The sequence below is a fragment of the Saccharothrix luteola genome, assembly GCF_020859565.1.
In the GTDB taxonomy this organism is placed as follows: Bacteria; Actinomycetota; Actinomycetes; order Mycobacteriales; family Pseudonocardiaceae; genus Actinosynnema; species Actinosynnema luteola.
Genome location: NZ_JAJHUO010000010.1, coordinates 117,126 through 137,487 on the forward strand (window position 1 = coordinate 117,126; position 20,362 = coordinate 137,487).

General features: G+C 71.8%; 22 protein-coding genes and 2 tRNA genes. 8 read left to right on the forward strand and 16 right to left on the reverse strand.

Going from position 1 to position 20,362, the window contains the following annotated elements:
* Positions 1–150: 150 nt before the first annotated feature.
* The 4 genes from LNK82_RS15790 to LNK82_RS15805 are packed head-to-tail and all read right to left on the reverse strand — an operon-like array spanning position 151 to position 2,828.
* Complete coding sequence (locus LNK82_RS15790) at positions 151–825, reverse strand: uracil-DNA glycosylase (RefSeq protein WP_308257220.1); 675 nt, start codon at positions 823–825, stop codon at positions 151–153.
* A gap of 14 nt (positions 826–839) precedes the next feature.
* Positions 840–1,361 (reverse strand): gamma carbonic anhydrase family protein, encoded by a 522-nt coding sequence (locus LNK82_RS15795; protein WP_230567739.1) that lies wholly within the window; start codon positions 1,359–1,361, stop codon positions 840–842.
* 16 nt (positions 1,362–1,377) lie between these two features.
* Positions 1,378–1,848: a GNAT family N-acetyltransferase gene (locus tag LNK82_RS15800; protein WP_230567740.1), complete on the reverse strand. Its 471-nt coding sequence runs from the start codon at positions 1,846–1,848 to the stop codon at positions 1,378–1,380.
* Between the two features lie 14 nt (positions 1,849–1,862).
* A complete protein-coding gene (locus tag LNK82_RS15805) occupies positions 1,863–2,828 on the reverse strand; it encodes a thiamine-phosphate kinase (RefSeq protein ID WP_230567741.1) in 966 nt (321 codons plus the stop codon).
* 97 nt (positions 2,829–2,925) lie between these two features.
* Here LNK82_RS15805 and LNK82_RS15810 point away from each other — a divergent pair, with 97 nt between their 5' ends.
* Positions 2,926–3,159 carry an Lrp/AsnC family transcriptional regulator gene (locus LNK82_RS15810; RefSeq protein WP_015104517.1) on the forward strand — a complete coding sequence of 78 codons (234 nt, stop codon included), beginning with the start codon at positions 2,926–2,928 and terminating at the stop codon, positions 3,157–3,159.
* Positions 3,160–3,179: 20 nt separating this feature from the next.
* Positions 3,180–3,746, forward strand: coding sequence for a DUF3515 domain-containing protein (locus LNK82_RS15815; RefSeq protein WP_230567742.1), 567 nt, complete (start codon positions 3,180–3,182; stop codon positions 3,744–3,746).
* 6 nt (positions 3,747–3,752) lie between these two features.
* Here the strand turns inward: LNK82_RS15815 and LNK82_RS15820 are convergent, their stop codons facing one another.
* Positions 3,753–4,820, reverse strand: a complete 1,068-nt coding sequence (locus LNK82_RS15820; protein WP_230567743.1) for a D-alanine--D-alanine ligase family protein — start codon at positions 4,818–4,820, stop codon at positions 3,753–3,755.
* Between the two features lie 190 nt (positions 4,821–5,010).
* On the reverse strand, positions 5,011–6,405 hold the full coding sequence (gene pdxR, locus LNK82_RS15825; protein WP_230567744.1) for a MocR-like pyridoxine biosynthesis transcription factor PdxR: 1,395 nt from the start codon (positions 6,403–6,405) through the stop codon (positions 5,011–5,013).
* Positions 6,406–6,472: 67 nt separating this feature from the next.
* Here pdxR and LNK82_RS15830 point away from each other — a divergent pair, with 67 nt between their 5' ends.
* On the forward strand, positions 6,473–7,120 hold the full coding sequence (locus tag LNK82_RS15830) for a pyridoxamine 5'-phosphate oxidase family protein (RefSeq protein ID WP_230567745.1): 648 nt from the start codon (positions 6,473–6,475) through the stop codon (positions 7,118–7,120).
* On the opposite strand, the gene LNK82_RS15835 is transcribed toward LNK82_RS15830, so the two are convergent.
* The 4 genes from LNK82_RS15835 to LNK82_RS15850 form a co-directional block, all read right to left on the reverse strand.
* Complete coding sequence (locus LNK82_RS15835; RefSeq protein WP_230567746.1) at positions 7,104–7,571, reverse strand: cysteine dioxygenase; 468 nt, start codon at positions 7,569–7,571, stop codon at positions 7,104–7,106. The two genes, LNK82_RS15830 and LNK82_RS15835, sit on opposite strands and share 17 nt — an antisense overlap.
* A gap of 200 nt (positions 7,572–7,771) precedes the next feature.
* Positions 7,772–8,830 (reverse strand): cystathionine gamma-lyase, encoded by a 1,059-nt coding sequence (locus LNK82_RS15840; protein ID WP_230567747.1) that lies wholly within the window; start codon positions 8,828–8,830, stop codon positions 7,772–7,774.
* On the reverse strand, positions 8,827–9,831 hold the full coding sequence (locus LNK82_RS15845; protein WP_230567748.1) for an NAD(P)H-dependent glycerol-3-phosphate dehydrogenase: 1,005 nt from the start codon (positions 9,829–9,831) through the stop codon (positions 8,827–8,829). The genes LNK82_RS15840 and LNK82_RS15845 overlap by 4 nt, the downstream gene beginning before the upstream one ends.
* Before the next feature lies 1 nt (position 9,832).
* Positions 9,833–10,534: a lysophospholipid acyltransferase family protein gene (locus tag LNK82_RS15850; RefSeq protein ID WP_230567749.1), complete on the reverse strand. Its 702-nt coding sequence runs from the start codon at positions 10,532–10,534 to the stop codon at positions 9,833–9,835.
* Between the two features lie 110 nt (positions 10,535–10,644).
* On the opposite strand from LNK82_RS15850, the gene cofC reads away from it, so the two are divergent.
* The 4 genes from cofC to LNK82_RS15870 are packed head-to-tail and all read left to right on the forward strand — an operon-like array spanning position 10,645 to position 14,769.
* Entirely contained in the window at positions 10,645–11,253 is a 609-nt protein-coding gene (gene cofC, locus LNK82_RS15855; protein WP_230567750.1) for a 2-phospho-L-lactate guanylyltransferase, read from the forward strand.
* A 38-nt stretch (positions 11,254–11,291) separates the two neighbouring features.
* The gene (locus LNK82_RS15860) at positions 11,292–11,501 is read left to right on the forward strand and encodes a hypothetical protein (protein WP_230567751.1); all 210 of its coding nucleotides are present in this window, start codon (positions 11,292–11,294) and stop codon (positions 11,499–11,501) included.
* Between the two features lie 59 nt (positions 11,502–11,560).
* On the forward strand, positions 11,561–13,849 hold the full coding sequence (locus LNK82_RS15865) for an RNA degradosome polyphosphate kinase (protein ID WP_230567752.1): 2,289 nt from the start codon (positions 11,561–11,563) through the stop codon (positions 13,847–13,849).
* Positions 13,846–14,769, forward strand: coding sequence for an NUDIX hydrolase (locus LNK82_RS15870; protein WP_230567753.1), 924 nt, complete (start codon positions 13,846–13,848; stop codon positions 14,767–14,769). The genes LNK82_RS15865 and LNK82_RS15870 overlap by 4 nt, the downstream gene beginning before the upstream one ends.
* A gap of 531 nt (positions 14,770–15,300) precedes the next feature.
* Here the strand turns inward: LNK82_RS15870 and LNK82_RS15875 are convergent.
* From LNK82_RS15875 to leuC, 3 genes are all read right to left on the reverse strand, one after another.
* Complete coding sequence (locus LNK82_RS15875) at positions 15,301–15,981, reverse strand: HU family DNA-binding protein (RefSeq protein WP_230567754.1); 681 nt, start codon at positions 15,979–15,981, stop codon at positions 15,301–15,303.
* Between the two features lie 209 nt (positions 15,982–16,190).
* Positions 16,191–16,793: a 3-isopropylmalate dehydratase small subunit gene (gene leuD / locus LNK82_RS15880; RefSeq protein ID WP_230567755.1), complete on the reverse strand. Its 603-nt coding sequence runs from the start codon at positions 16,791–16,793 to the stop codon at positions 16,191–16,193.
* A gap of 17 nt (positions 16,794–16,810) precedes the next feature.
* The gene (gene leuC / locus LNK82_RS15885; protein WP_230567756.1) at positions 16,811–18,214 is read right to left on the reverse strand and encodes a 3-isopropylmalate dehydratase large subunit; all 1,404 of its coding nucleotides are present in this window, start codon (positions 18,212–18,214) and stop codon (positions 16,811–16,813) included.
* A gap of 71 nt (positions 18,215–18,285) precedes the next feature.
* On the opposite strand from leuC, the gene LNK82_RS15890 reads away from it, so the two are divergent.
* Complete coding sequence (locus LNK82_RS15890) at positions 18,286–18,987, forward strand: IclR family transcriptional regulator (RefSeq protein ID WP_230567757.1); 702 nt, start codon at positions 18,286–18,288, stop codon at positions 18,985–18,987.
* Positions 18,988–19,277: 290 nt separating this feature from the next.
* Here LNK82_RS15890 and LNK82_RS15895 read toward each other — a convergent pair.
* From LNK82_RS15895 to LNK82_RS15905, 3 genes are all read right to left on the reverse strand, one after another.
* A tRNA-Glu gene (locus LNK82_RS15895) sits at positions 19,278–19,350 on the reverse strand.
* Between the two features lie 82 nt (positions 19,351–19,432).
* Positions 19,433–19,504 (reverse strand) — tRNA-Gln (locus LNK82_RS15900).
* Between the two features lie 113 nt (positions 19,505–19,617).
* On the reverse strand, positions 19,618–20,355 hold the full coding sequence (locus tag LNK82_RS15905) for an HAD family hydrolase (RefSeq protein ID WP_230567758.1): 738 nt from the start codon (positions 20,353–20,355) through the stop codon (positions 19,618–19,620).
* Positions 20,356–20,362 lie beyond the last annotated feature (7 nt).

Sequence of the window (20,362 nt, forward strand, 5' to 3'; positions counted from 1 at the left end):
GCTCGCGCAGGCGTCCCCGCCAAGGGGATCCCTTGTTTTGACCCTGCCAGAAGGGACCGACAATCCCAGGCGATCAGGCTCCGCCTGTGGACAACCGCGAAACGCGGCCGGAGCCACTGCGAACCGAAGCCCCAGCTACCGAAGCCGGACCTACGGCAGCTTCCAGTCGATCGGCTCGGCGCCCTGCTTCACCAGCAGCTCGTTGGCCTTGCTGAACGGCCGCGAGCCGAAGAAGCCGCCCGCCGCGGACAGCGGGCTCGGGTGGACCGACTCCACGCAGCGGTCGGCGCCCAGCAGCGGCTTGAGGGCGCGCGCCTGGCTGCCCCACAGGATCGCGACCAGCGGCGCGTCCCGCTCGGCCAGCGCCTTGATCGCCTGCTCGGTCACCGGCTCCCAGCCCTTGTTGCGGTGGGAGTTGGACTTGCCCGGCTGCACGGTCAGCGCCCGGTTGAGCAGCAGCACGCCGCGCTCGGTCCACGGGGTCAGGTCGCCGTTGGCCGGCTTGGGGTGGCCCAGGTCCGCCACGTACTCGGTGTAGATGTTGATCAGGCTCTTCGGGATGGGCCGCGTCTCCGGCGACACCGAGAAGCTCAGCCCGACCGCGTGCCCCGGCGTCGGGTACGGGTCCTGGCCGACGATCAGCACCCGCACGGCGTGGAACGGCTGCTGGAACGCCCGCAGCACGTTCTCCCCGGCGGGCAGGTATGTCCGCCCCGCGGCCACCTCCGCCCGCAGGAACTCGCCCATCGCGGCGATGCGATCGGCCACGGGCGCGAGTGCCGCGGCCCAGCCGGCTTCCATGATCTCCTCAAGCGGACGTGCCACGGCGGGACCCTACCTCAGTCCAGGCGTCGCAGTTCCTTGCGGTACAGCAAGATGTTGTTCACGTACTTGTCCACGGCGAACTGCCACGCGCCGTCCGGCACGACGTACCCCTCGCGCACCCGGGCGGGCACGCCGAGCGCCATCGAGCGCGCGGGCACGTGCCCCTCGAACGACACCACCGCGCCCGCGCCGACGATCGCGCCGGTCTCCACCACGGACCCGTTGAGCACCACCGATCCCGAGGCGATCAGGCACCGGTCGGCGATGGTCGCGCCCTCGATGTGCACGTTGTGCCCCACGACGCACTCCGCGCCGATCAGCGTCGGGTGGACCTCGGTGCAGTGCACGACCGTGCCGTCCTGGATCGACGTCCGCGCGCCGACCTCGATGCGCCCGTAGTCCCCGCGCAGCACGGCCTGCGGCCACACCGACGCGTGCGCGCCGATCCGCACGTCGCCGATCACCGTCGCGTCGGGGTGCACGTAGGCGTCCGGGTGGATCACCGGCTCGAAGTCACCCAACGCGTAGATCGCCATGCGGTCCTCCCGGCCCTCAGAGATCCTTCGCGAAGCAAAGGCTTTCGGGATCATCCCGGTAGACGCCGAAGTTGTCGATGCGCGCGTATCCATAGGCCTGGTACAGCCCGATCGCCTCGGGCTGGCGCAACCCGGTCTCCAGCACCATCCGCTTGCGCCCGACCGCCCGGGCCGCCGTCTCCAGCGACGTCAGCACGATCCGCGCCAGTCCGCGCCCGCGCAGCGCTTCACCCATGTACATGCGCTTGATCTCGGCGTCGCCGGGGCGCAACGAGTGCTCGGCCACGTCGTGCGCCCGCCACCCGCCGCACGCCACCGGCACGCCGTCGAGGTACCCGACCACGAAGTGCCCCAGCGGCGCGGCGAACTCGGCCGGGTCGACCGGCGTGACGTCGCCCTCGCCGTAGCGGTCCACGTAGACCTGCTGGAGGTCGGCGATCAGCTTGAGCGAGTCTGGATGGTCATACGCGAGCGTGCATAGTTCCACATACGTGAGGCTACCTACCGCCAGTGCTCCCATCCAGGGGGTTTCTCGTACGCGCGCCCGTCGACGGTCACGCCGCTGCCGTGCCGGACCGTGCCGATCGTGCGCCAGCCCTCGGGAACGGCGCCCGGTTCGGGGAACGTCGCCGCCAGCGCGTGATCCTCGCCACCGGTCAGCGCCCAGTGCCGCGCGTCCGCGCCGAGCGCCGCCGCGACGTCGACCAGCCGCGGGTGGACCTCCAGCAGTTCCGTGCGGATGTCGATGCCGATGCCCGACTCGTCCGCGATGTGCCCGAGGTCGGCCAGCAGCCCGTCCGACACGTCGATCATCGCCGTCGCGCCCGCCGCGGCTGCCTGGGGCCCGGCCTCGTAAGGGGGTTCGGGGTTCCGCTGCGCGCCGACGACCGCGACCGGCGACCGGAACCCGCGCTGCAGCACGGCCAACCCGCCCGCCGCCCAGCCGAGCCGTCCGCAGACCGCGACGACATCACCCACTTGCGCGCCCGAACGGGTGACGGGCTCCAACCCGCCCATGTCACCCATCGCGGTAACGGAGATCACCAGTGTCGCGGACGACACCATGTCGCCGCCCACCACGCCCGCGCCCGCGACGGTCGCCTCCTGCCACAGCCCGGCGGTGATCCCCTCCACCACGGAGGAGGGCGTGTCGGCCGGGCACGCGAGGCCGATCAGCAGGGCCGTCGGCATCGCGCCCATGGCCACCACGTCGGCCAGGTTCACCGCCGCCGCCTTGCGCCCCACCTGCTCGGGAGACGACCAGTCGAGTCTGAAGTGGACACCTTCGACCAGCACGTCGGTGGACACCACCACGCGGCCGTCGGGCGCCGCGACCACAGCCGCGTCGTCACCCGGCCCGAGCAGGGTGGTGGGCGGCTGCGTCCGACCTGCCGTCACCCGGCGGATGAGACCGAACTCACCCACCTCAGCGACCGTGTCCGCGTTGCGCGGCGGCTCCGGACGCAAGATTGCCTCCCGTTCTGAGCATTCGGAACCCCAACTGGGGTACGTTGCTGTGCACGTTCCTACCCCGACCTAACCTGTCGCGACGAAGGGGCACGCCGTGGTGCACGCATACATCCTCATCCAGACCGAGGTCGGGAAGGCAGCCGCCGTTGCGGCGGAGATCTCCGGCATCCCCGGTGTGGCCACCGCGGAAGACGTCACCGGCCCGTACGACGTCATCGTCCGCGCCGAGGCCGACACCGTCGACCAGTTGGGGCAACTGGTGGTCGCCCGCATCCAGAACGTGGAGGGCATCACCCGAACGCTGACCTGCCCGGTGGTGCACCTGTAGGTCCGTGCTGTCATAGCCGGGTGGCACAGGAACCGGAATCCGCTCCACCGCTCCCCCGCCCGTTGCTCGCCGTCGCCCTCGGGCTGACGGCGCTGCTCGTGGTGGGCGTCGCGGCGGCGGGGCTCTTCCTCGGCGACGACTCCGCGGACCCGTCCGCCGTCCACACCGGGCCACTCGCGCTCGTGCCGGTGCCCGCGCCGAAGGCCGAGTCGGACGAGTGCGAGGCGCTGCTGGGCGCGCTGCCCGCGCAGCTCGTGTCCAGCGGCGTCACGCTGCCTCGCCGTGAGCTGGCCGCGCCCGCACCGGCCGGCGCGGTGGCGTGGGGTGACGCGCACCACGAGCCCGTCGTCCTCCGGTGCGGGCTTGACCGTCCCGCTGACCTCACCCCGACCTCCCGGCTGCGGGTGATCTCGGACGTGCAGTGGCTCGAGGTGCCCGAGGGTGGTTCGGCGACCTGGTACGTGGTGGACCGGCCGGTGTACGTGGCGCTGACCGTGCCGTCGGACGCGGGCACGGGGCCCTTGCAGGACGTCTCCGCCACGACCCGGGACACCCTCGCCAAGGGCCCCGTGGACACCAGGGGCTAGGGCGGTCTAGCGCAGTCCCGTGCCGCGGGCGATCGCGGTTTCGACCAACGTGGTCAGCAGCGTCGGGTAGTCCACGCCCGTCTCGGCCCACATGCGCGGGTACATCGAGATCGGCGTGAAGCCGGGCATGGTGTTGACCTCGTTGACCACGAGCTCGTCGTAGTCGGTGACGAAGAAGTCGACCCGGGCCAGGCCCTGGCAGTCCAGCGCGCGGAACGCGGCGACGGCCATCTCGCGCAGGTCGCGGGTGACGTGCTCGTCCAGCTTGGCGGGGATGTCGAACTCGCACACGTCGTCGAGGTACTTGGCGTCGAAGTCGTACCAGTCGACCGCGCCGCCGACGATGCGCAGCTCGGCGGGCAGCGACGCCTCGACCCGGCCGTCCGGGAACTCCAGCACGCCGCACTCGACCTCGCGGCCGGAGACGGCGGCCTCGATGATCACCTTCGGGTCGGTCTTGCGCGCCAACGCGATCGCGCTGTCGAGGTGGGCCCAGTCGACGACCTTCGAGATGCCGACGGACGACCCGGCGCGCGCGGGCTTGACGAAGACGGGCAGCCCCAACCGTTCCCGGTCCCGTTCGGCGAGGGTCTCCTGCTCGCGGCGCAGCACGGCGAACTCGCCGACCGGCAGGCCCGCGCCCTTGAGCAGGCGCTTGGTGAACTCCTTGTCCATGGCGACCGCGCTGGCCAGCACACCCGGTCCCACGTACGGGATGTCGGCCAGCTCCAGCAGGCCCTGGATGGTGCCGTCCTCGCCCCACGCGCCGTGCAGCACGGGGAACACGACCTCGACGTCGGCCAGCACGTCGTTGGGCGCCACGGGCACCAGTTCGCTGCCGGACACGGGGACCAGCGCGTTGACGGTGGGCAGCTGCCGGTCGCGCACTTCGAGCGCCTTGGTGTCGTCGGCGCCGATCACCCACGCGCCCGTTTCGGTGATGCCGACGGGCACGACGTCGAACCTGTCCCGGTCCAGGTGCGGCAGGACACTGCCGGCGGACAGGCAGGAGACCATGTGCTCGCTGCTGCGCCCGCCGAACACCACGGCGACCTTGGTCTTGCGCTGTGTCATGGCTCGGACCCTACCCGGATGGCGTAACCCGCAACCCGCACCGCACACCCGAGCGCAGAACTCGGGGGTCCTGAACGTTCGACACGCGGTACCCGAACGTTCGACTCGCGCGAGAGTCCTACGTTCAGGTCGCGCGTGTCGAACCTTCAGGTCGCGCGTGTCCTACGTTCAGGTACCCCGAGTTCAACGCTCAGGACGGGGCGGCGTGGGTGGTGAGGATGCGGATCAGGTCCGGGATCGCCGCCGTCAGCTGGTCGCGAGAGCAGGCGCTGTAGCCGATCGCGGCGCCGTGCACCTTCGGCCGGCCGGCGTGGTGGCGGCCGAGGCCGTCCAGCCGCAGGCCGCGGTCGTGCGCCTCGGCCAGCACGTCCCGCTCCGCCTGCGCCGACGGCAGCGGCACGACGATGTGCGCGCCGGCGTCGTCACCCAGCACCGGGATCCCAGCGTCCGCGAACGCCGCCGACAGCAGCGCACGCCGCTCGGACAGCTCACGCCGGAGCTTGCGCAGGTGCCGCCCCAGGTCGCCGTTGCGCGCCAACTCGACCAGGACCCGTTGCCCCGCCGCGGAGGGGCTGGTGCCGGTCCGGTCGCGGTGCGCCATCACCTCGGCGGCGATCGGCTCGGGCGCCACCATCCACCCCGCGCCGAGCGTCGGCGTGAGGATCTTGCTGGTCGTGCCCAGGTGCACCACCACGTCCGGCGCCAACGCCGCCAGCAACGGCAACGGCGCGACGTCGTACCGCAGCTCGCCGTCGTAGTCGTCCTCGACGACCAGCCACCCCTCCGCCCGCGCCCGCTCCACCAACGCCACGCGCCGCGCCGCCGACATCCGCCCGCCCATCGGGTACTGGTGCGCGGGCGAGCAGTACACCCCGCGAACCCCCGGCGGCACGGCGTCCACCAACAACCCCTCGGCGTCCACGGGCGCCTGCACGACCTTCACCCCGGCCGACCGCAACGCCCACACCGCCCGCTGGTACCCCGGTTCCTCCACAGCCACCACGTCACCCGGCCGCAGCACGGCCGACCCCAGCTCCACCAACGCCGCCGTGGTCCCGCCGGTCGCCAGCACCAGCTCCTCCCGCAACCCGCCGCGCACCGCCAACCCCCGGTGCCGCAACAGGTGCTCCGCCACCACCGCCCGGTACTCCGGCAACCCGCCCCGCGCCGGCCGGAACAACGGCTGCACGTCCGCCGCCGACCGCCACGCCCGCCGCCAGGCCGCCCGGTCCAACCCCTCGGCCCACGGTGCGCCGGGCGCGAGGTCCACCACGTCCACCGGCACGGCGGGCGCCGCCACCCGTCGGGCCCGCGACTTCAACGCACCCGGCGGCGTGGTCGTCACGTAGGTGCCCGACCCGTGCCGCCCCGCGATCCAGCCCTCCGCGTGCAGCTGCTCGTATGCTGCCGCTGTCACGGTCCGGCTCACACCGAGCCGCTCGGCCAACGCCCGGGTCGAGGGCAGCCGGTCACCGCTGCGCAGCCGCCCGTCGCCCGCCGCCGCGCGCAGGGCGTCCGCGAGCTGCACGGCCAGCGGTTCGGCCGACTCGCGGTCCAGCACCACCGCCAACGCCGTCTCCGCCACAGTGGCCTCCTCAAAACGCCAAGAATTGGCACTTGAAGAGGGCCACTTTACCCGACAAGCTCCTCCCATGACGTTGTCACCGACGGACCGCAGCACCATCAAGCGCGGGCGCAACCGCGCCGTCACCGAACGCGAGGCGCTGCACGCCGTCCTCGACGCCGCCCTCGTCTGCCACCTGGCCGTCGTCGTGGACGGCGCGCCGCTCGTGCTGCCCACCGGCTACGGCCGCGACGGCGACACCCTCTACCTGCACGGCTCGACCGGCGCGCGCAGCCTCCGCGAGGCCGCGACCGGCGTGCCCGTGTGCGTCGCCGTCACGATCCTGGACGGCGTCGTCTACGCCCGCTCGGTGTTCGACCACTCGATGAACTACCGCGCCGCCGTCGTCCACGGCACCGCCGTCCCCGTCACCGACCCGGACGCCAAGCTGCACGCCCTGCGCGTGCTCACCGAGCACATCGCGCCCGGCTCGTGGGACTACGCCCGCCCGCCGACGCCGAAGGAGCTGGCCGCGACCACCGTGCTGTCGCTCGACCTGACCGAGGCGTCGGTGAAGATCCGCAGCGGCCCGCCGGGCGACGAGGAGGAGGACGTCGCCGCCAACGCGCGCTGGGCGGGCGTGCTGCCGCTGCGCACCGCGTGGGGCGAGCCCGAGCCGGACCCGGCGCTGGTCGGCGACTGGGACGTCCCGCCGCACGTCACCGCGCGGACGTAGTCCCCGAGACCGGGTCGTACCGCACCGGCCTGATGGTGCGCCCGCCGTCGCGGAACACGTGGATCGTGACGGCGGGGTCGACGCCGTCGTTGCGCACCTGGTGCGCGTACCCCGGCCCGAACACCCGCGACTGGCCCGCCACGAGGTGGTGCAGCACCTGGGTCGGGCCCGGCGTGACCACCTCCGTCAACGAGCCGCTGACCACGGTGAACGCGCCACTGGTGACGCCGTGGTCGTGCAGGTCGGCGTGCTGGCCGGGCAACCAGCTCATCAGCCACACCTCCTGCTCGTCGGTGCGGTCGACCAGCGCGGCGAAGCGGGTCTCGGGGTCGTAGCGGAGCAGGTGGGCCCAGCGCTCACGCCGTGCCGCCGTGTCGAGCGCGATCCGCACGGGGTGCAGCGCGGCGTGCGACTGGGGCAGGGCGATGGTGTTCTCCGGAACGGCGAACATGATTCCTTCTCGGCACTCGGTGACGTGTGCGGGCCTCACGGGCCCGCGGGACGCGAGACGATCACCGGGAAGGACAGAGCGCGCTGGCGACCAGGCGGAGGTCGATGTGACCCCGCCCGTCGGTCATGGCGCGAAAAGACATGGTGACGAGGGTGGCAGCCGGTTCGCCGCCACGCAACCCCTCCCACGCAGTGGACCCGTCAGAGTGACCCGAGCACGTCCTCCACCAGGTCGGCGGTGTCCTCGCAGCCCGCGGACAGCCGCACCAGGCCCTCGGGCACCGGGTCGCCCCACTGCGCCCGCCGGTCCAGGCTCGTGTGCAGGCCGCCGAAGCTCGTGCTCGCGAACACCAGCCGGGACCGCTCCAGGAACGACGCCACCGCGCGCTCGTCCGCCAGCACGAACGTCAGCACCCCGCCGAACCGCCGCATCTGCCGCGACGCCACCTCGTGCGCCGGGTCACCCGGGGCACCGGGCCAGCGCAGCCCGCTGACCGCCGGGTGGCCGTCCAGCGCCTCGTACAGCGCCGCCGCGTTCGCCGCCTGCCGGCTCAACCGCAGGTCGAGCGTGCCGAGACCCCGGTGCGCCAGCCACGCCTCGAACGGTCCGGGGATCGCGCCGCCGGTCGTCCGCGCCGCGCGCACCCGTTCGGCCAACCCCGGGTCCGCCGTGGACACGTGGCCCAGCAGCACGTCGCTGTGCCCGGCGACGGCCTTCGTGTCGCTGCTCACCACCGCGTCCGCGCCCAGCAGCAGCGGCTGCTGCCCCAACGGCGTCGCGGTCGTGTTGTCCACCGCCACCAGCGCGCCCGCCGCGTGCGCGGCCTCCACCAGCGCGGCGATGTCGCACACGTCCAGCCCGGGGTTCGACGGCGACTCCAGCAGCACCAACCGCACGCCCTCGAACGACGGGTACGGCCCGGCCGTCGGCACCTCCACCACCTTCACCGGCATCTCGGCGGCCAACGCGCGCGTCAGGTAGTAGCCGTCGCTCGGCAGCGCCACCACGTCGCCGGGCGCGAGCACGACCCTCAGCAACGTCGAGATCGCCGCCATCCCGGACGGGAACAGCACGGTCGTGCCGCCGTCCAGCTCGCCGAGCGCCACCTCCAACGCCCGCCAGGTCGGGTTGTGCGCCCGCCCGTACGTGTCGGCGCCGCCCAGGTGGTACGCGGAGGCGAACACCGGACCGGCCAGGAACGGCTCGCCCTGCACCGCCGGCGTCGAGTGCACGACTCGCGTGCCGTCACCCCAGGTCATTGCCGTTCCGCCTTCCGTTCGCGGCCGAGCAGCGCGGCCGTCAGCACGCGGGGGTCCAACCCCTCGTGGCACACCTGGTGCACGCCGTCGGTGATCGGCATGTCCACGCCGACGCGCGCGGCCAGCTCGCGGATCGACGAGCACGACTTCACGCCCTCGGCGACCTGGCCGTGCGCGGCCTCCTGCGCCTGCGCCAGCGAGTCCCCGCGCCCCAGCCGTTCCCCGAACGACCGGTTGCGCGACAGCGGCGAGGCGCACGTGGCCACCAGGTCGCCCAGCCCGGCCAACCCGGCGAACGTCAACGGGTCCGCGCCCAGCGCCGCGCCCAGCCGCGCCGTCTCGGCGAGACCGCGGGTGATGATCGAGGCCATCGTGTTGTCCCCGAACCCCATGCCCGCCGCCATGCCGCACGCCAGCGCGATCACGTTCTTGCACGCGCCGCCGAGCTCGCAGCCCACCACGTCGACGTTCGTGTACGGCCGGAAGTACGAGTTCGAGCACGCGTGCTGCAGCTCCACCGCGCGGTCGTGGTCGGTGCACGCGATGACCGTCGCGGTCGGCTGCTCGGCCGCGATCTCCTTGGCCAGGTTCGGCCCGGACACCACCGCGACCTGGTCCTCCGGCACACCCGCGACCTCGCGGACCACCTCGCTCATCCGCTTCAGCGTGCCCAGTTCGACGCCCTTGGCCAGGCTGACCAGCGTCGCACCCGCCGGCAGCCACGGCCGCCAGCCGCTCAGGTTCTCCCGCAACGTCTGGCTCGGCACCGCCAGCACCACGGCCCCCGCGCCGGCCAACGCCTTCCTCGCGTCCGACGTGGCGGTCAGGTTCGAGGGCAGCGTCACGCCCGGCAGGTAGTCGGCGTTGACCCGCTCCGCCGAGATGGCGTCGGCCACGTCGGCGCGCCGCGCCCACAGCACCACGTCCGTGCCGGAGTCCGCGAGCACCTTCGCGAAAGCGGTGCCCCACGACCCGGCGCCCAGCACCGCGACCCGGTCCACGTCAGGCCTTCTTGGTGTAGAAGCCGTCGGGCGCCTGCTCCTGGCGGATGTCCGCGAGCAGGCCTTTCACGTCGTTCATCAGCACGTCGGTCACCTCGCGCAGCAACGCGAGGTTCTGCGGCCTGCTCCGGTAGGCGTCCAGGTCGACCGGCGGGCCCACCTTCGTCACCACGGTCTTGCGCGGGAACGGCCGGAACTTCTTCCGGTAGTGGTCGTAGACCTCGCGCGTGCCCCACCGCGCCGCGGGCAGCACCGGCACGTCGTGCTCCAGCGCGAGCCGCGCCACCCCCGTCCGCGAGGCCATCGGCCAGCCGTCCGGGTCACGGGTGATGGTGCCCTCGGGGTAGATGATGACGACCAGCCCCTGCTCCAAGGCTTCGTGCGCGGCGCGCAAGCTCTGCTGCGCGTCGGCCGTGCCCCGGTACACCGGGATCTGCCGGGCGCCCTTGACGACCATGCCGACGAACGGGACGTTCCACAGGCTGTGCTTGGCGAGGAAGTGCGGCACGCGACCCTGCTTGTGCGTGAAGACGGCGTCGTAGACCGGGTCCAGGTGCGACACGTGGTTCATCACGATGAGCGCCCCGCCCGTCTTGGGCACCCACTCCCCGCCCTCGTTGCGCCGCCGCGTCATCAGCGCGGTGGTGGGGTAGAAGACCGCCGCGGCGAGCCCGACCCAGAAGCCGCCCTTCTCCTTGGCCACGTGCACTCCCTCTCCGTCGTGGACCTGGAGTCTTCCCCACGTCGCCGGGGGCGACAATCAGCCCTGAGGCCCCCTGGCCAGGTCCAGCAGGCATCCGGGAGTATGGCGGGGTGGGAGCCGACGTCGACCTGGTGGTCCCGGTCAAGACCCTGGAACGGGCCAAGACGCGGCTGGTGGGCACCCGGCTGGACCGGCCGGCGCTGGCCCTGGCCTTCGCGCTGGACACGATTTCCGCGGCGCTGCCGGCCGTCCGCCGTGTGGTGGCCGTCACGTCCGACCCGTCCGTCGTGGCGGAGCTGCGAACGCTCGGCGTCGAGTCGATCCCCGGTCCCGAAGGCCTGAACGAGTCCCTGCGCCACGGCTTCACCGTCCTCCGGTCCCGCGACCCCGCCTCGGTGGTCGGCGCCCTGCAAGCCGACCTGCCGGCACTGCGCACCACCGACCTCGCCGCCGCGCTGGCCACCGTCGACGGCCGCTCGTTCTGCCCGGACCGCCAGGGGACGGGGACGACCCTGCTCCTCTCCTCGCCCGGCGGCGACCTCGCGCCCGCCTTCGGCGTTGGATCCGCCGCCGCCCACGCGGCATCGGGCGCCACGCCCCTGCTGGGCCCGTGGCCGTCGCTGCGCCACGACGTCGACACCGCCGACGACTTGCGCCTCGCCGCGGACCTCGGCCTCGGCCCGCGCACCGCCGCCACCGTCACCCCCGTCGGCGGCTGAGCCCCGCGGACCGCCTGCGATCGACTACGTTCTGCCCCGTGACCCACCCCGCCAAACCCGAGCAGGCCACGGTGAGCGCGCATCACCCGGACGGCTCAGCCACCGTGCTGCGCGACGACGGCGTGCTGGTGGACGTGTCGGCCGAAGCCGTCGCCGAGGGCGGCTGGCGCTCGCTGCGCCCCGGCCAGCGGGTCACCCTCGTGCGGGATGCCGCCGGCGCCGTGCGAGGCGTGCTCCGCCCGGTGTGACGCGGAGTTCACTTCCTCGTCGGCTCAGCTCAGCGCACAGCCGCCCGTATTGGGGAACAATGCTGATCGTGAGCACGGACAACACCCCCGACCAGCCCGCGCCGAAGCGACGGACGAGGACGCCGCGGACCACGCCCGCCGCGAGCACCCCCCGCCGCCGACCGCGCCCGGCCACCCGCCGCGGCGCCGCCGGCACCCGTGCGGGCACGACGGCGGCGCAGCAACCGGCCGACGGCGCGACCCGGTCGTTCCCGAGCTCACCACCCGCGGTCACGGCCACCGAGGCGCAGGTCGACCTGCCCGACGACCGGTACTTCAACCGGGAGCTGTCCTGGTTGGACTTCAACGCCAGGGTGCTCGCGCTGGCCGAGGACGCCTCCCAGCCGTTGCTGGAGCGGGCGAAGTTCCTGGCCATCTTCGCCTCGAACCTGGACGAGTTCTACATGGTCCGGGTCGCGGGCCTGAAGCGCCGCGACGAGACCGGCCTCTCGGTGCGCAGCGCGGACGGGCTCACCCCGCGCGAACAGCTGTCCAACATCTCCAAGCGCACCCAGGAGCTGGTCGAGCAGCACGCCAGGGCCTTCCTCGACCACATCCAGCCGGAGCTGGAGAAGCACGCCATCAGCATCGTCAACTGGGCGCAGTTGACCGACTTCGAGCAGTTGCGGCTGTCGAACTACTTCACCGACCAGGTGTTCCCGGTGCTCACGCCGCTGGCCGTGGACGCCGCGCACCCGTTCCCCTACATCTCCGGCCTCTCGCTGAACCTCGCCATCACCGTGCGCGACCCGGAGGGCGGCGCGGAGCGGTTCGCGCGCATCAAGGTGCCGGACAACGTGCCGCGCCTGGTCCGCGTGGAAAGCGACCGGACCAGCCCGACGGCGACCTTCCTGCCGTTGGAGGAGCTGATCGCGGCGCACCTCGGCGAGCTGTTCGCGGGCATGCAGGTCATCGAGTGCCACGCGTTCCGGGTGACCCGCAACGCCGACCTGGAGGTCGAGGAGGACCAGGACGAGGACCTGCTCAAGTCGTTGGAGCGGGAGCTGGCGCGCCGCCGCTTCGGGCCGCCGGTTCGGCTGGAGATCGCCGACGACATGACCGAGCACATGCTGGAACGGCTGCTGCGCGAGCTGGAGGTCGACCCGCACGACGTCGTCCAGGTGCCCGGCCTGCTCGACCTGTCGTGCCTGTGGCAGCTCTACAGCGTGGACCGCAAGCAGCTCAAGGACGCGCCGTTCGTGCCCGCGACGCACTCGGCGTTCGGCGAACGCGAGACGCCGAAGAGCATCTTCGCCACCCTCCGGGAGGGCGACGTGCTGGTGCACCACCCGTACGACTCGTTCTCCACGTCCGTCCAGCGGTTCATCGAGCAGGCGGCGGCCGACCCGCGCGTGCTGGCCATCAAGCAGACGCTGTACCGCACGTCGGGCGACTCGCCGATCGTCGACGCGCTGATCGACGCGGCCGAGGCGGGCAAGCAGGTCGTGGCGCTGGTGGAGATCAAGGCGCGGTTCGACGAGCAGGCGAACATCAAGTGGGCACGTGCGCTGGAGAAGGCGGGCGTTCACGTCGTCTACGGCCTGATGGGGCTCAAGACGCACTGCAAGACCTCCTTGGTGGTGCGGCAGGAGGGCTCGCGGATCCAGCGGTACTGCCACATCGGCACGGGCAACTACAACCCGAAGACGGCCCGGCTGTACGAGGACATCGGCATCCTCACCGCCGAGCCGACCATCGGCGCGGACCTCACCGACCTGTTCAACGTGCTCACCGGGTACGCCCGGCAGGACCACTACCGCAGCCTCCTCGTCGCGCCCTACGGCGTGCGGCGGGGGATCGTGGAGCGCATCGAGCGTGAGATCGAGCACGCGCGGGCGGGCGCGCCCGCCGGTGTGCGCATCAAGGTGAACTCGCTGGTGGACGAGCAGGTCATCGACTCGCTGTACCGGGCGTCGCAGGCCGGGGTGCGGGTGGACGTGGTCGTGCGCGGGGTGTGCGCGTTGAAGCCGGGCATCAAGGGGCTGTCGGAGAACATCCACGTCCGGTCGATCCTGGGCCGGTTCCTGGAGCACTCGCGGGTGTTCCACTTCGTCGGCTCGGCCGAGCACTGGATCGGCAGCGCCGACATGATGCACCGCAACCTGGACCGGCGGGTCGAGGTGCAGCTGCGGGTGACCGACCCGAAGCTCACCGCGCAGCTCGACGCGATGATGGACTCGGCGTTGGAGCCGACCACGCGGTGCTGGGTGCTGCAGCCGGACGGCGAGTGGGAGGCGTCGCCGGCGGACGGCACCAGGGTGCGCGACCACCAGACCGAGATGCTGCGCAACCACCGCGCGATCGGGTGAGTCGTGTGATCCGGGCGGCGGGCGCCGTGCTGTGGCGCGAGGGTTCCGTGGCGGTCGTGCACCGGCCGCGTTATGACGACTGGTCCCTGCCCAAGGGCAAGGTGGACCCCGGTGAGACCGTGCCCGCGGCGGCGGTGCGGGAGGTGCTGGAGGAGACCGGGTTCCACGCCGTGCTGGGGCGGTACCTGTGCCAGGTGTCGTACCGGGCTTTCGGCAAGCCGAAGGTCGTGGACTACTTCAGCGCGCAGGTCGCGTCGGGTGCGTTCGCGCCGAACGACGAGGTCGACGAGCTGCGGTGGGTGCCGCTCGCCGAGGCGGCGTCGCTGGTGACGTCCGACACCGACCGCTCGGTGCTGGCGGCGTTCGCGGCAGAGCCCTCGGATTTGGCGACGGTGTTGCTGGTGCGGCACGCGAAGGCAGGCAAGCGCGACCACTGGCCGGGTGACGACGACCTGCGGCCGTTGAGCTCGGCGGGGTGGCGGCAGGCGGGCGGGTTGCGGTCGATGCTGCCGTTGTGGGGACCCGTGCGGGTGCACTCGGCGCCCCGGGTGCGGTGCGTGGAGACCGTTCAGGGGGTGGCGGAGGACTTGGGCGTGGGCGTGCTGCTGGAGCCGCGGTTGTCCGAGGAGGGGTACTGGCCGGACCGCGAGGCCGGGTTGGTGCGCCTGCTGGAGATCGCGGACGGGGCCGGGACGCCGGTCGTGTGCAGCCAGGGCGGCGTCATCCCGGACGTCGTCTCCACCCTCGCCGACCTGGGAGGTCTGTCGTTGGGCGGCACGCCGTGCAAGAAGGGCAGCGCGTGGCTGCTGGCGTTCCGCCGGCCGGAGCCGGGCTGGTCCACTTCGGACTCGCACCGCTCCTGGCCGCGCCTCGTCTCGGCCCACTACTTCCCCACCGCGCTGGCCGCCCCCACCGCCTGACCCACCGCCCCGCTCCCCTGCCCTGATTGCCGGCCCACTAGTCCGGTCGGGTCACGCCGGGAGTTCGTTCGAGCACGGTGAGTTCTCCACAGCCCGGCCCGAACTACGCCGAAATCGTCAGACCGAGCCGGCAGCATGAAAACCGGGGAGCCCCTGGGCGGGGACCCCTGCGAAGCATCTCCACCGCGCAGACGCCGGTTTCGAGCCTGGCGCCACACCCGGTCCGACTGCTCTATCCGAGTGGCCGAACACACACGGGTCCGAGCCGCGCCGACGCGTTCCGAGCGTTGAACTCGGGGGTCCTGAACGTAGGACACGCGCGTTCTGGACGTAGGACACGCGGGTGTGGGAGAGGGTTCGGGGTTCCGAGGTGAAGAGGCCGTCCGCACGGGCGCGGAAACGGGGCTCAGAAGGCCCGTGCCGGACCGGAACCCGGCGCCAGGGGTCGAACAGCGCTCAGGGCCCGGTGCGCGTCCGCACCGGGCCCTGAGCGTCTGTTGCGTGCCTGGCCGGTGATCACCCGGCCCGGCTTCACTTCTTCTTGGCCGGGGCCTTCTTGGCCGCGGGCTTCGCGGCTGCGGCCGTGGTGGCCTTCGCCGTCGTCGCCTTGGCCGGGGTGGCCTTCTTGGCCGCCGCGGGCTTCGCCGCGGTCGCCTTCGCCGTCGTCGCCTTCGCGGCGGTGGCCTTGGTCGCGGTGCTCTTGGCAGGCGCGGCCTTGGTGGCGGTGGCGGCGGGCTTCGCAGCCGCGGCGGTCCGGCGGGTCGCCGGCGCCTTGGTGGCTGCCGCAGCAGCACGCGTGGCCGTACCGGTGCTGCGCGTCGCACGCGCAGTGGTGGCACGAGCGGTGGTGCTGCGGGTCGCCGGTGCCTTCGTCGCGGCGGCCGGCTTGGCCGCCGCAGCGGCAGCGGGCTTGGCGGCCGTGACGCGCGGCAGCTTCTTCGTGCCGCTGATGACGTCCTTGAACGTCGAACCCGCGCGGAACGCGGGAACGTTGGTCTTCTTGACCTTCACGGTCTCACCGGTGCGCGGGTTGCGAGCGGTGCGCGCCGCACGGGCACGCTTCTCGAAGACACCGAAACCGGTGATGTTGACCTTCTCGCCCTTGTGGACGCTGCGGACGATGACGTCGACGATGCCGTCGACAGCGGCAGCGGCGTTCTTCTTGTCGCCAAGGCGCTCGGCGAGCGCCTCGATGAGCTGGGCCTTGTTCACCTTCAGTCCCTCCCAGGACGCTCACGGCCCTAGTCGGGCCGACTGATTGCCCACGGTAAGCCCATATGCAAGGAAATACCAATCGCCACGCCAGATTTCTTGTTGTGGCGTGGGCAATTACGACCTGTCGAGGGACACCCGGGCGGCCGGCGGAGGGATCGAAGGAGCCGGATTCCCGCTGTTCGGGGGGAATCCGACCCCTTCGCCGGTCACCCCGCGGGCAGCGGATCGGTAGTCGGCAACCAACCCTGCCTGCGCTGCTCGAACTCCGTGATGTCGTCGGCGTGCCGGAGGGTCAGGGCGATGTCGTCCAATCCCTCCAGCAGCCGCCAGCGGGTGTACTCGTCGACGGTGAAGGGCGCCGTGAAGTCCTTCGCCACAACCGTGTTCGCGGTGAGGTCGACGGTCACCTCGGTGCCGGGCTCGTTCTCGAGCAGCTTCCACAGCAATTCGACATCGGACTGCTCGCACTGGGCCGCCACGAGGCCCTGCTTGCCCGCGTTGCCCCGGAAGATGTCGGCGAACCGGGACGAGATGACCACCCGGAAGCCGTAATCCATGAGCGCCCACACGGCGTGCTCGCGGGACGACCCGGTGCCGAAATCGGGCCCGGCGACGAGCACGCTGCCCGCCCGGAACGCTTCCTGGTTGAGCACGAACTGCTCGTCACCGCGCCAGGCGGCGAACAGGCCGTCCTCGAAGCCCGTGCGGGTCACGCGCTTGAGGTAGACGGCCGGGATGATCTGGTCGGTGTCCACGTTGGACCTGCGCAGCGGAACGCCGACCCCGGTGTGCCTGGTGAACGCATCCATGTTCGGTGAGACTCCCTTCAGACCAGGTCGGCGGGCGACGACAGCGTGCCGCGGACGGCCGTGGCGGCGGCCACGAGTGGCGAAACCAGGTGGGTGCGCCCACCCTTGCCCTGCCTGCCCTCGAAGTTGCGGTTGGAGGTCGACGCGCTGCGCTCGCCCGGCTTGAGCTGGTCCGGGTTCATGCCGAGGCACATCGAGCAACCGGCCTGGCGCCACTCGGCGCCGGCCGCCAAGAACACTTCGTGCAGCCCTTCGGTCTCGGCCTGCGCGCGGACCCGCATGGACCCGGGCACGACGAGCATCCGCACGCCGTCGGCGACCTTGTGGCCGCGCAGGACGTCCGCCGCCGCGCGCAGGTCCTCGATCCGGCCGTTGGTGCACGAGCCGAGGAACACCGTGTCGACGTGGATGTCGCGCAGCGGGGTGCCCGGTTCCAGCCCCATGTAGGTCAGCGCCTTCTCGGCGGCCACGCGCTCGTTCTCGTCGACGATGGTCTCGGGGTCCGGCACGGCGGCGCTCAGCGGGAGGCCCTGGCCCGGGTTGGTGCCCCAGGTGACGAACGGCGTGAGCTCGTCGGCGTCGAGGCGGACCTCGGCGTCGAACTCGGCGTCGTCGTCGGTGCGCAGGGTCTTCCAGTACTCGACGGCGGCGTCCCAGTCCGCGCCCGACGGCGCGTGCGGGCGGCCCTGGATGTAGTCGAACGTGGTCTGGTCCGGCGCGATCATCCCCGCGCGGGCGCCCGCCTCGATCGACATGTTGCACATGGTCATGCGCGCTTCCATGGACAGCGCCTCGATCGCGCTGCCCCGGTACTCCAGGACGTAGCCCTGGCCGCCACCGGTGCCGATCTTCGCGATCACCGCGAGGATGATGTCCTTCGCCGTGACACCGGGCTGCAACGCGCCGTCGATCGTGACGGCCATGGTCTTGAACGGCCGCAGCGGCAGCGTCTGGGTGGCCATCACGTGCTCCACCTCGGACGTGCCGATGCCGAACGCCAACGCGCCGAACGCGCCGTGCGTCGACGTGTGGCTGTCACCGCAGACGACCGTCATGCCGGGCTGGGTCAGCCCCAGCTGCGGGCCGACGACGTGCACGATGCCCTGCTCGGCGTCGCCCATCGGGTGCAGCCGCACGCCGAACTCCGCGCAGTTCTTGCGCAGCGTCTCGACCTGCGTGCGCGAGACCGGGTCGGCGATGGGGAGCTCGATGTCGATCGTCGGGACGTTGTGGTCCTCGGTGGCGATCGTGAGGTCCGGGCGGCGGAGCCCTCGCCCCGCCAGGCGCAGGCCGTCGAACGCCTGCGGGCTGGTCACTTCATGCAGCAGGTGGAGGTCGATGTAGAGCAGGTCCGGCTCCGCGCCACTGCCGTGGCGCACGACGTGTGCTTCCCACACCTTCTCCGCGAGCGTGCGGCTCATCGCAACTCTCCCAAGATCTGGACAGTCGATAGATCTGGACTTCCCAGACAGTGGGAAGTTAGTATCGGCTTGTGGGACAGCATAGCGGGATCGGCGTGCTCGACAAGGCAGTGGCCGTCTTGAACGCCGTCGCAAAGGATCCGTGTGGGCTCGCCGAGTTGTGCAACCGGACGGGCTTGCCGAGGGCTACCGCGCACAGGTTGGCGGTCGGGCTCGAGGTGCACCGGTTGCTGCGACGGGGTTCCGACGGCCGCTGGCGCCCGGGCGCGGCACTGGCGGAGTTGGCGGGCGGGGCCACCGACCCGTTGCTCGACGCGGCGTCCTCGGTGTTGCCGAGGTTGCGCGACATCACGGGCGAGAGCGTCCAGTTGTACCGACGGGACGGGATGCAGCGGATCTGCGTGTCCTCCGCGGAACCACCGAGTGGTTTGCGCGACACCGTGCCGATCGGCGCGCGATTGCCGATGACGGCGGGATCGGGCGCGAAGGTATTGGCGGCGTGGGCGGATCCCGGAACTCAACGTTCCGTTCTCGCCGACGCCGTTTACGGCGAGCGCACATTGTTGGAAGTCCGCCGCCGCGGCTGGGCGCAATCAGTAGCGGAACGCGAACCGGGCGTAGCCTCGGTTTCCGCGCCGGTGCGCGACAGCACGGGCACGGTCGTCGCCGCAGTCTCCGTTTCGGGCCCCATCGACCGCATGGGCCGCCGCCCGGGCGCCCGCTGGGCCGCCGACCTCCTGGCCGCCGCCGAAGCCCTCCAATCGCGCCTCTGACACCACGCGACCCGCGGGCTCAGCCCTGCCACCGGCCTTGGACCGCCCCCGCCACCAGCACCAGCACCCGGCGGGGGCACCCAACCTCACCAAGTGCCACCACCGTGCGCCAATCAACTCACCGCACCACCAACCGCCGGCGGCCAACCGAACCCGACCACGACACCAACCGACGCCGGGGGGTGCAGGGGGGCGAAGCCCCTCCTGCGCGGGGCCCGGGGGCCGCGCCCCCGGTGTAAATGCGAAAGATCCCCGTTTCGCGTCAGCGAAACAGGGATCTCCCTGATCTGTAGCCCCGATGGGATTCGAACCCACGCTACCGCCTTGAGAGGGCGGCGTCCTAGGCCGCTAGACGACGGGGCCAGGAACTTTCGATATTCACTTTATCATCTCTTGCTGTCCTGCGTTGCGAGTAGCTTACCACACTCGATTTGCCACTTCGCAGCTGGGGTACCAGGACTCGAACCTAGACTAACTGAACCAGAATCAGTCGTGCTGCCAATTACACCATACCCCATTGGTTTCCCGGTTCGACTCCCCGTCGGTCTTGACTCCGTTGACCTTTGGGGGGCCTCTCCGTTCCGCCGGGAGGAATACTAGACCACGTACCCGGCGGAACGGAAATCGGGGTCACGCCGAGGCGGTCGAGAGCTCGCAGACCAGGAGTTCCGGCAGCTCAGCGAGGCTGCTGATGGCGGCGATGCCGGTGGGCAGCGCGCCTTCGCGCGGGCCCTCGCGGTTCAGCCACACACCCCTCATGCCGGCGTCGCGCGCGCCGATCGCGTCGGCGTGCAGGCGGTCGCCGATGTGCACCGTGTCACCCAGGTCGACGCCCAGGTCCGCGCACGCGGTGTCGAAGATCACCCGGTCCGGTTTCGCGGCGCCGACCTCGCCGGCGATGAGGACCGTGTCGAAGTACTGCGCGAGCCCCAGCGAGGCGATCTTCACCCGCTGGTGGCGCCCTGAGGCGTTGCTCACGGCCGCCATGGGCAGACCGGTGGCCCGCAGCCACTCCAGGCACGGCACGACGTCGGGGAACAACCGCCAGCCGGACGCGAGGACTTCCTGCCGGCGCAGTTCCCGGCGGGTCGCCTCGTCCTGGTCCAACTCCTCGCCCAGGGCCGCGAAGAAGGCGCGGGTGCGGATGTTGCGCATCGTCTCGTACTCGAGCTCGCCGGCGAGGAGTCGTTCGCAGTGCTCGTCCGTGATGCGCTGCCACAGCGGCCAGGCGTCGGCGTTGCCGACCATCGCGGCCAGGGCGGCCCGGGACGAGGTGCTGTAGTCGACGAGGGTGTCGTCGACGTCGAGGCACACGGCCCGGATCTCGCCGGTTCTCCGAGGGGTGAAAGTCGGGGCTGCGGTTGTCACCCCGTGA

What these genes read in the sequence shown, in the direction of transcription:
- LNK82_RS15820 (WP_230567743.1), bottom strand. Translation starts at nt 4,820, where the DNA reads ATGACACAGCGCAAGACCAAGGTCGCCGTGGTGTTCGGCGGGCGCAGC.
- leuD (WP_230567755.1), bottom strand. Translation starts at nt 16,793, where the DNA reads ATGGATGCGTTCACCAGGCACACCGGGGTCGGCGTTCCGCTGCGCAGG.
- LNK82_RS15795 (WP_230567739.1), bottom strand. Translation starts at nt 1,361, where the DNA reads ATGGCGATCTACGCGTTGGGTGACTTCGAGCCGGTGATCCACCCGGAC.
- LNK82_RS15835 (WP_230567746.1), bottom strand. Translation starts at nt 7,571, where the DNA reads ATGTTCGCCGTTCCGGAGAACACCATCGCCCTGCCCCAGTCGCACGCC.
- LNK82_RS15840 (WP_230567747.1), bottom strand. Translation starts at nt 8,830, where the DNA reads ATGACCTGGGGTGACGGCACGCGAGTCGTGCACTCGACGCCGGCGGTG.
- LNK82_RS15865 (WP_230567752.1), top strand. Translation starts at nt 11,561, where the DNA reads ATGCTGATCGTGAGCACGGACAACACCCCCGACCAGCCCGCGCCGAAG.
- leuC (WP_230567756.1), bottom strand. Translation starts at nt 18,214, where the DNA reads ATGAGCCGCACGCTCGCGGAGAAGGTGTGGGAAGCACACGTCGTGCGC.
- LNK82_RS15830 (WP_230567745.1), top strand. Translation starts at nt 6,473, where the DNA reads ATGACGTTGTCACCGACGGACCGCAGCACCATCAAGCGCGGGCGCAAC.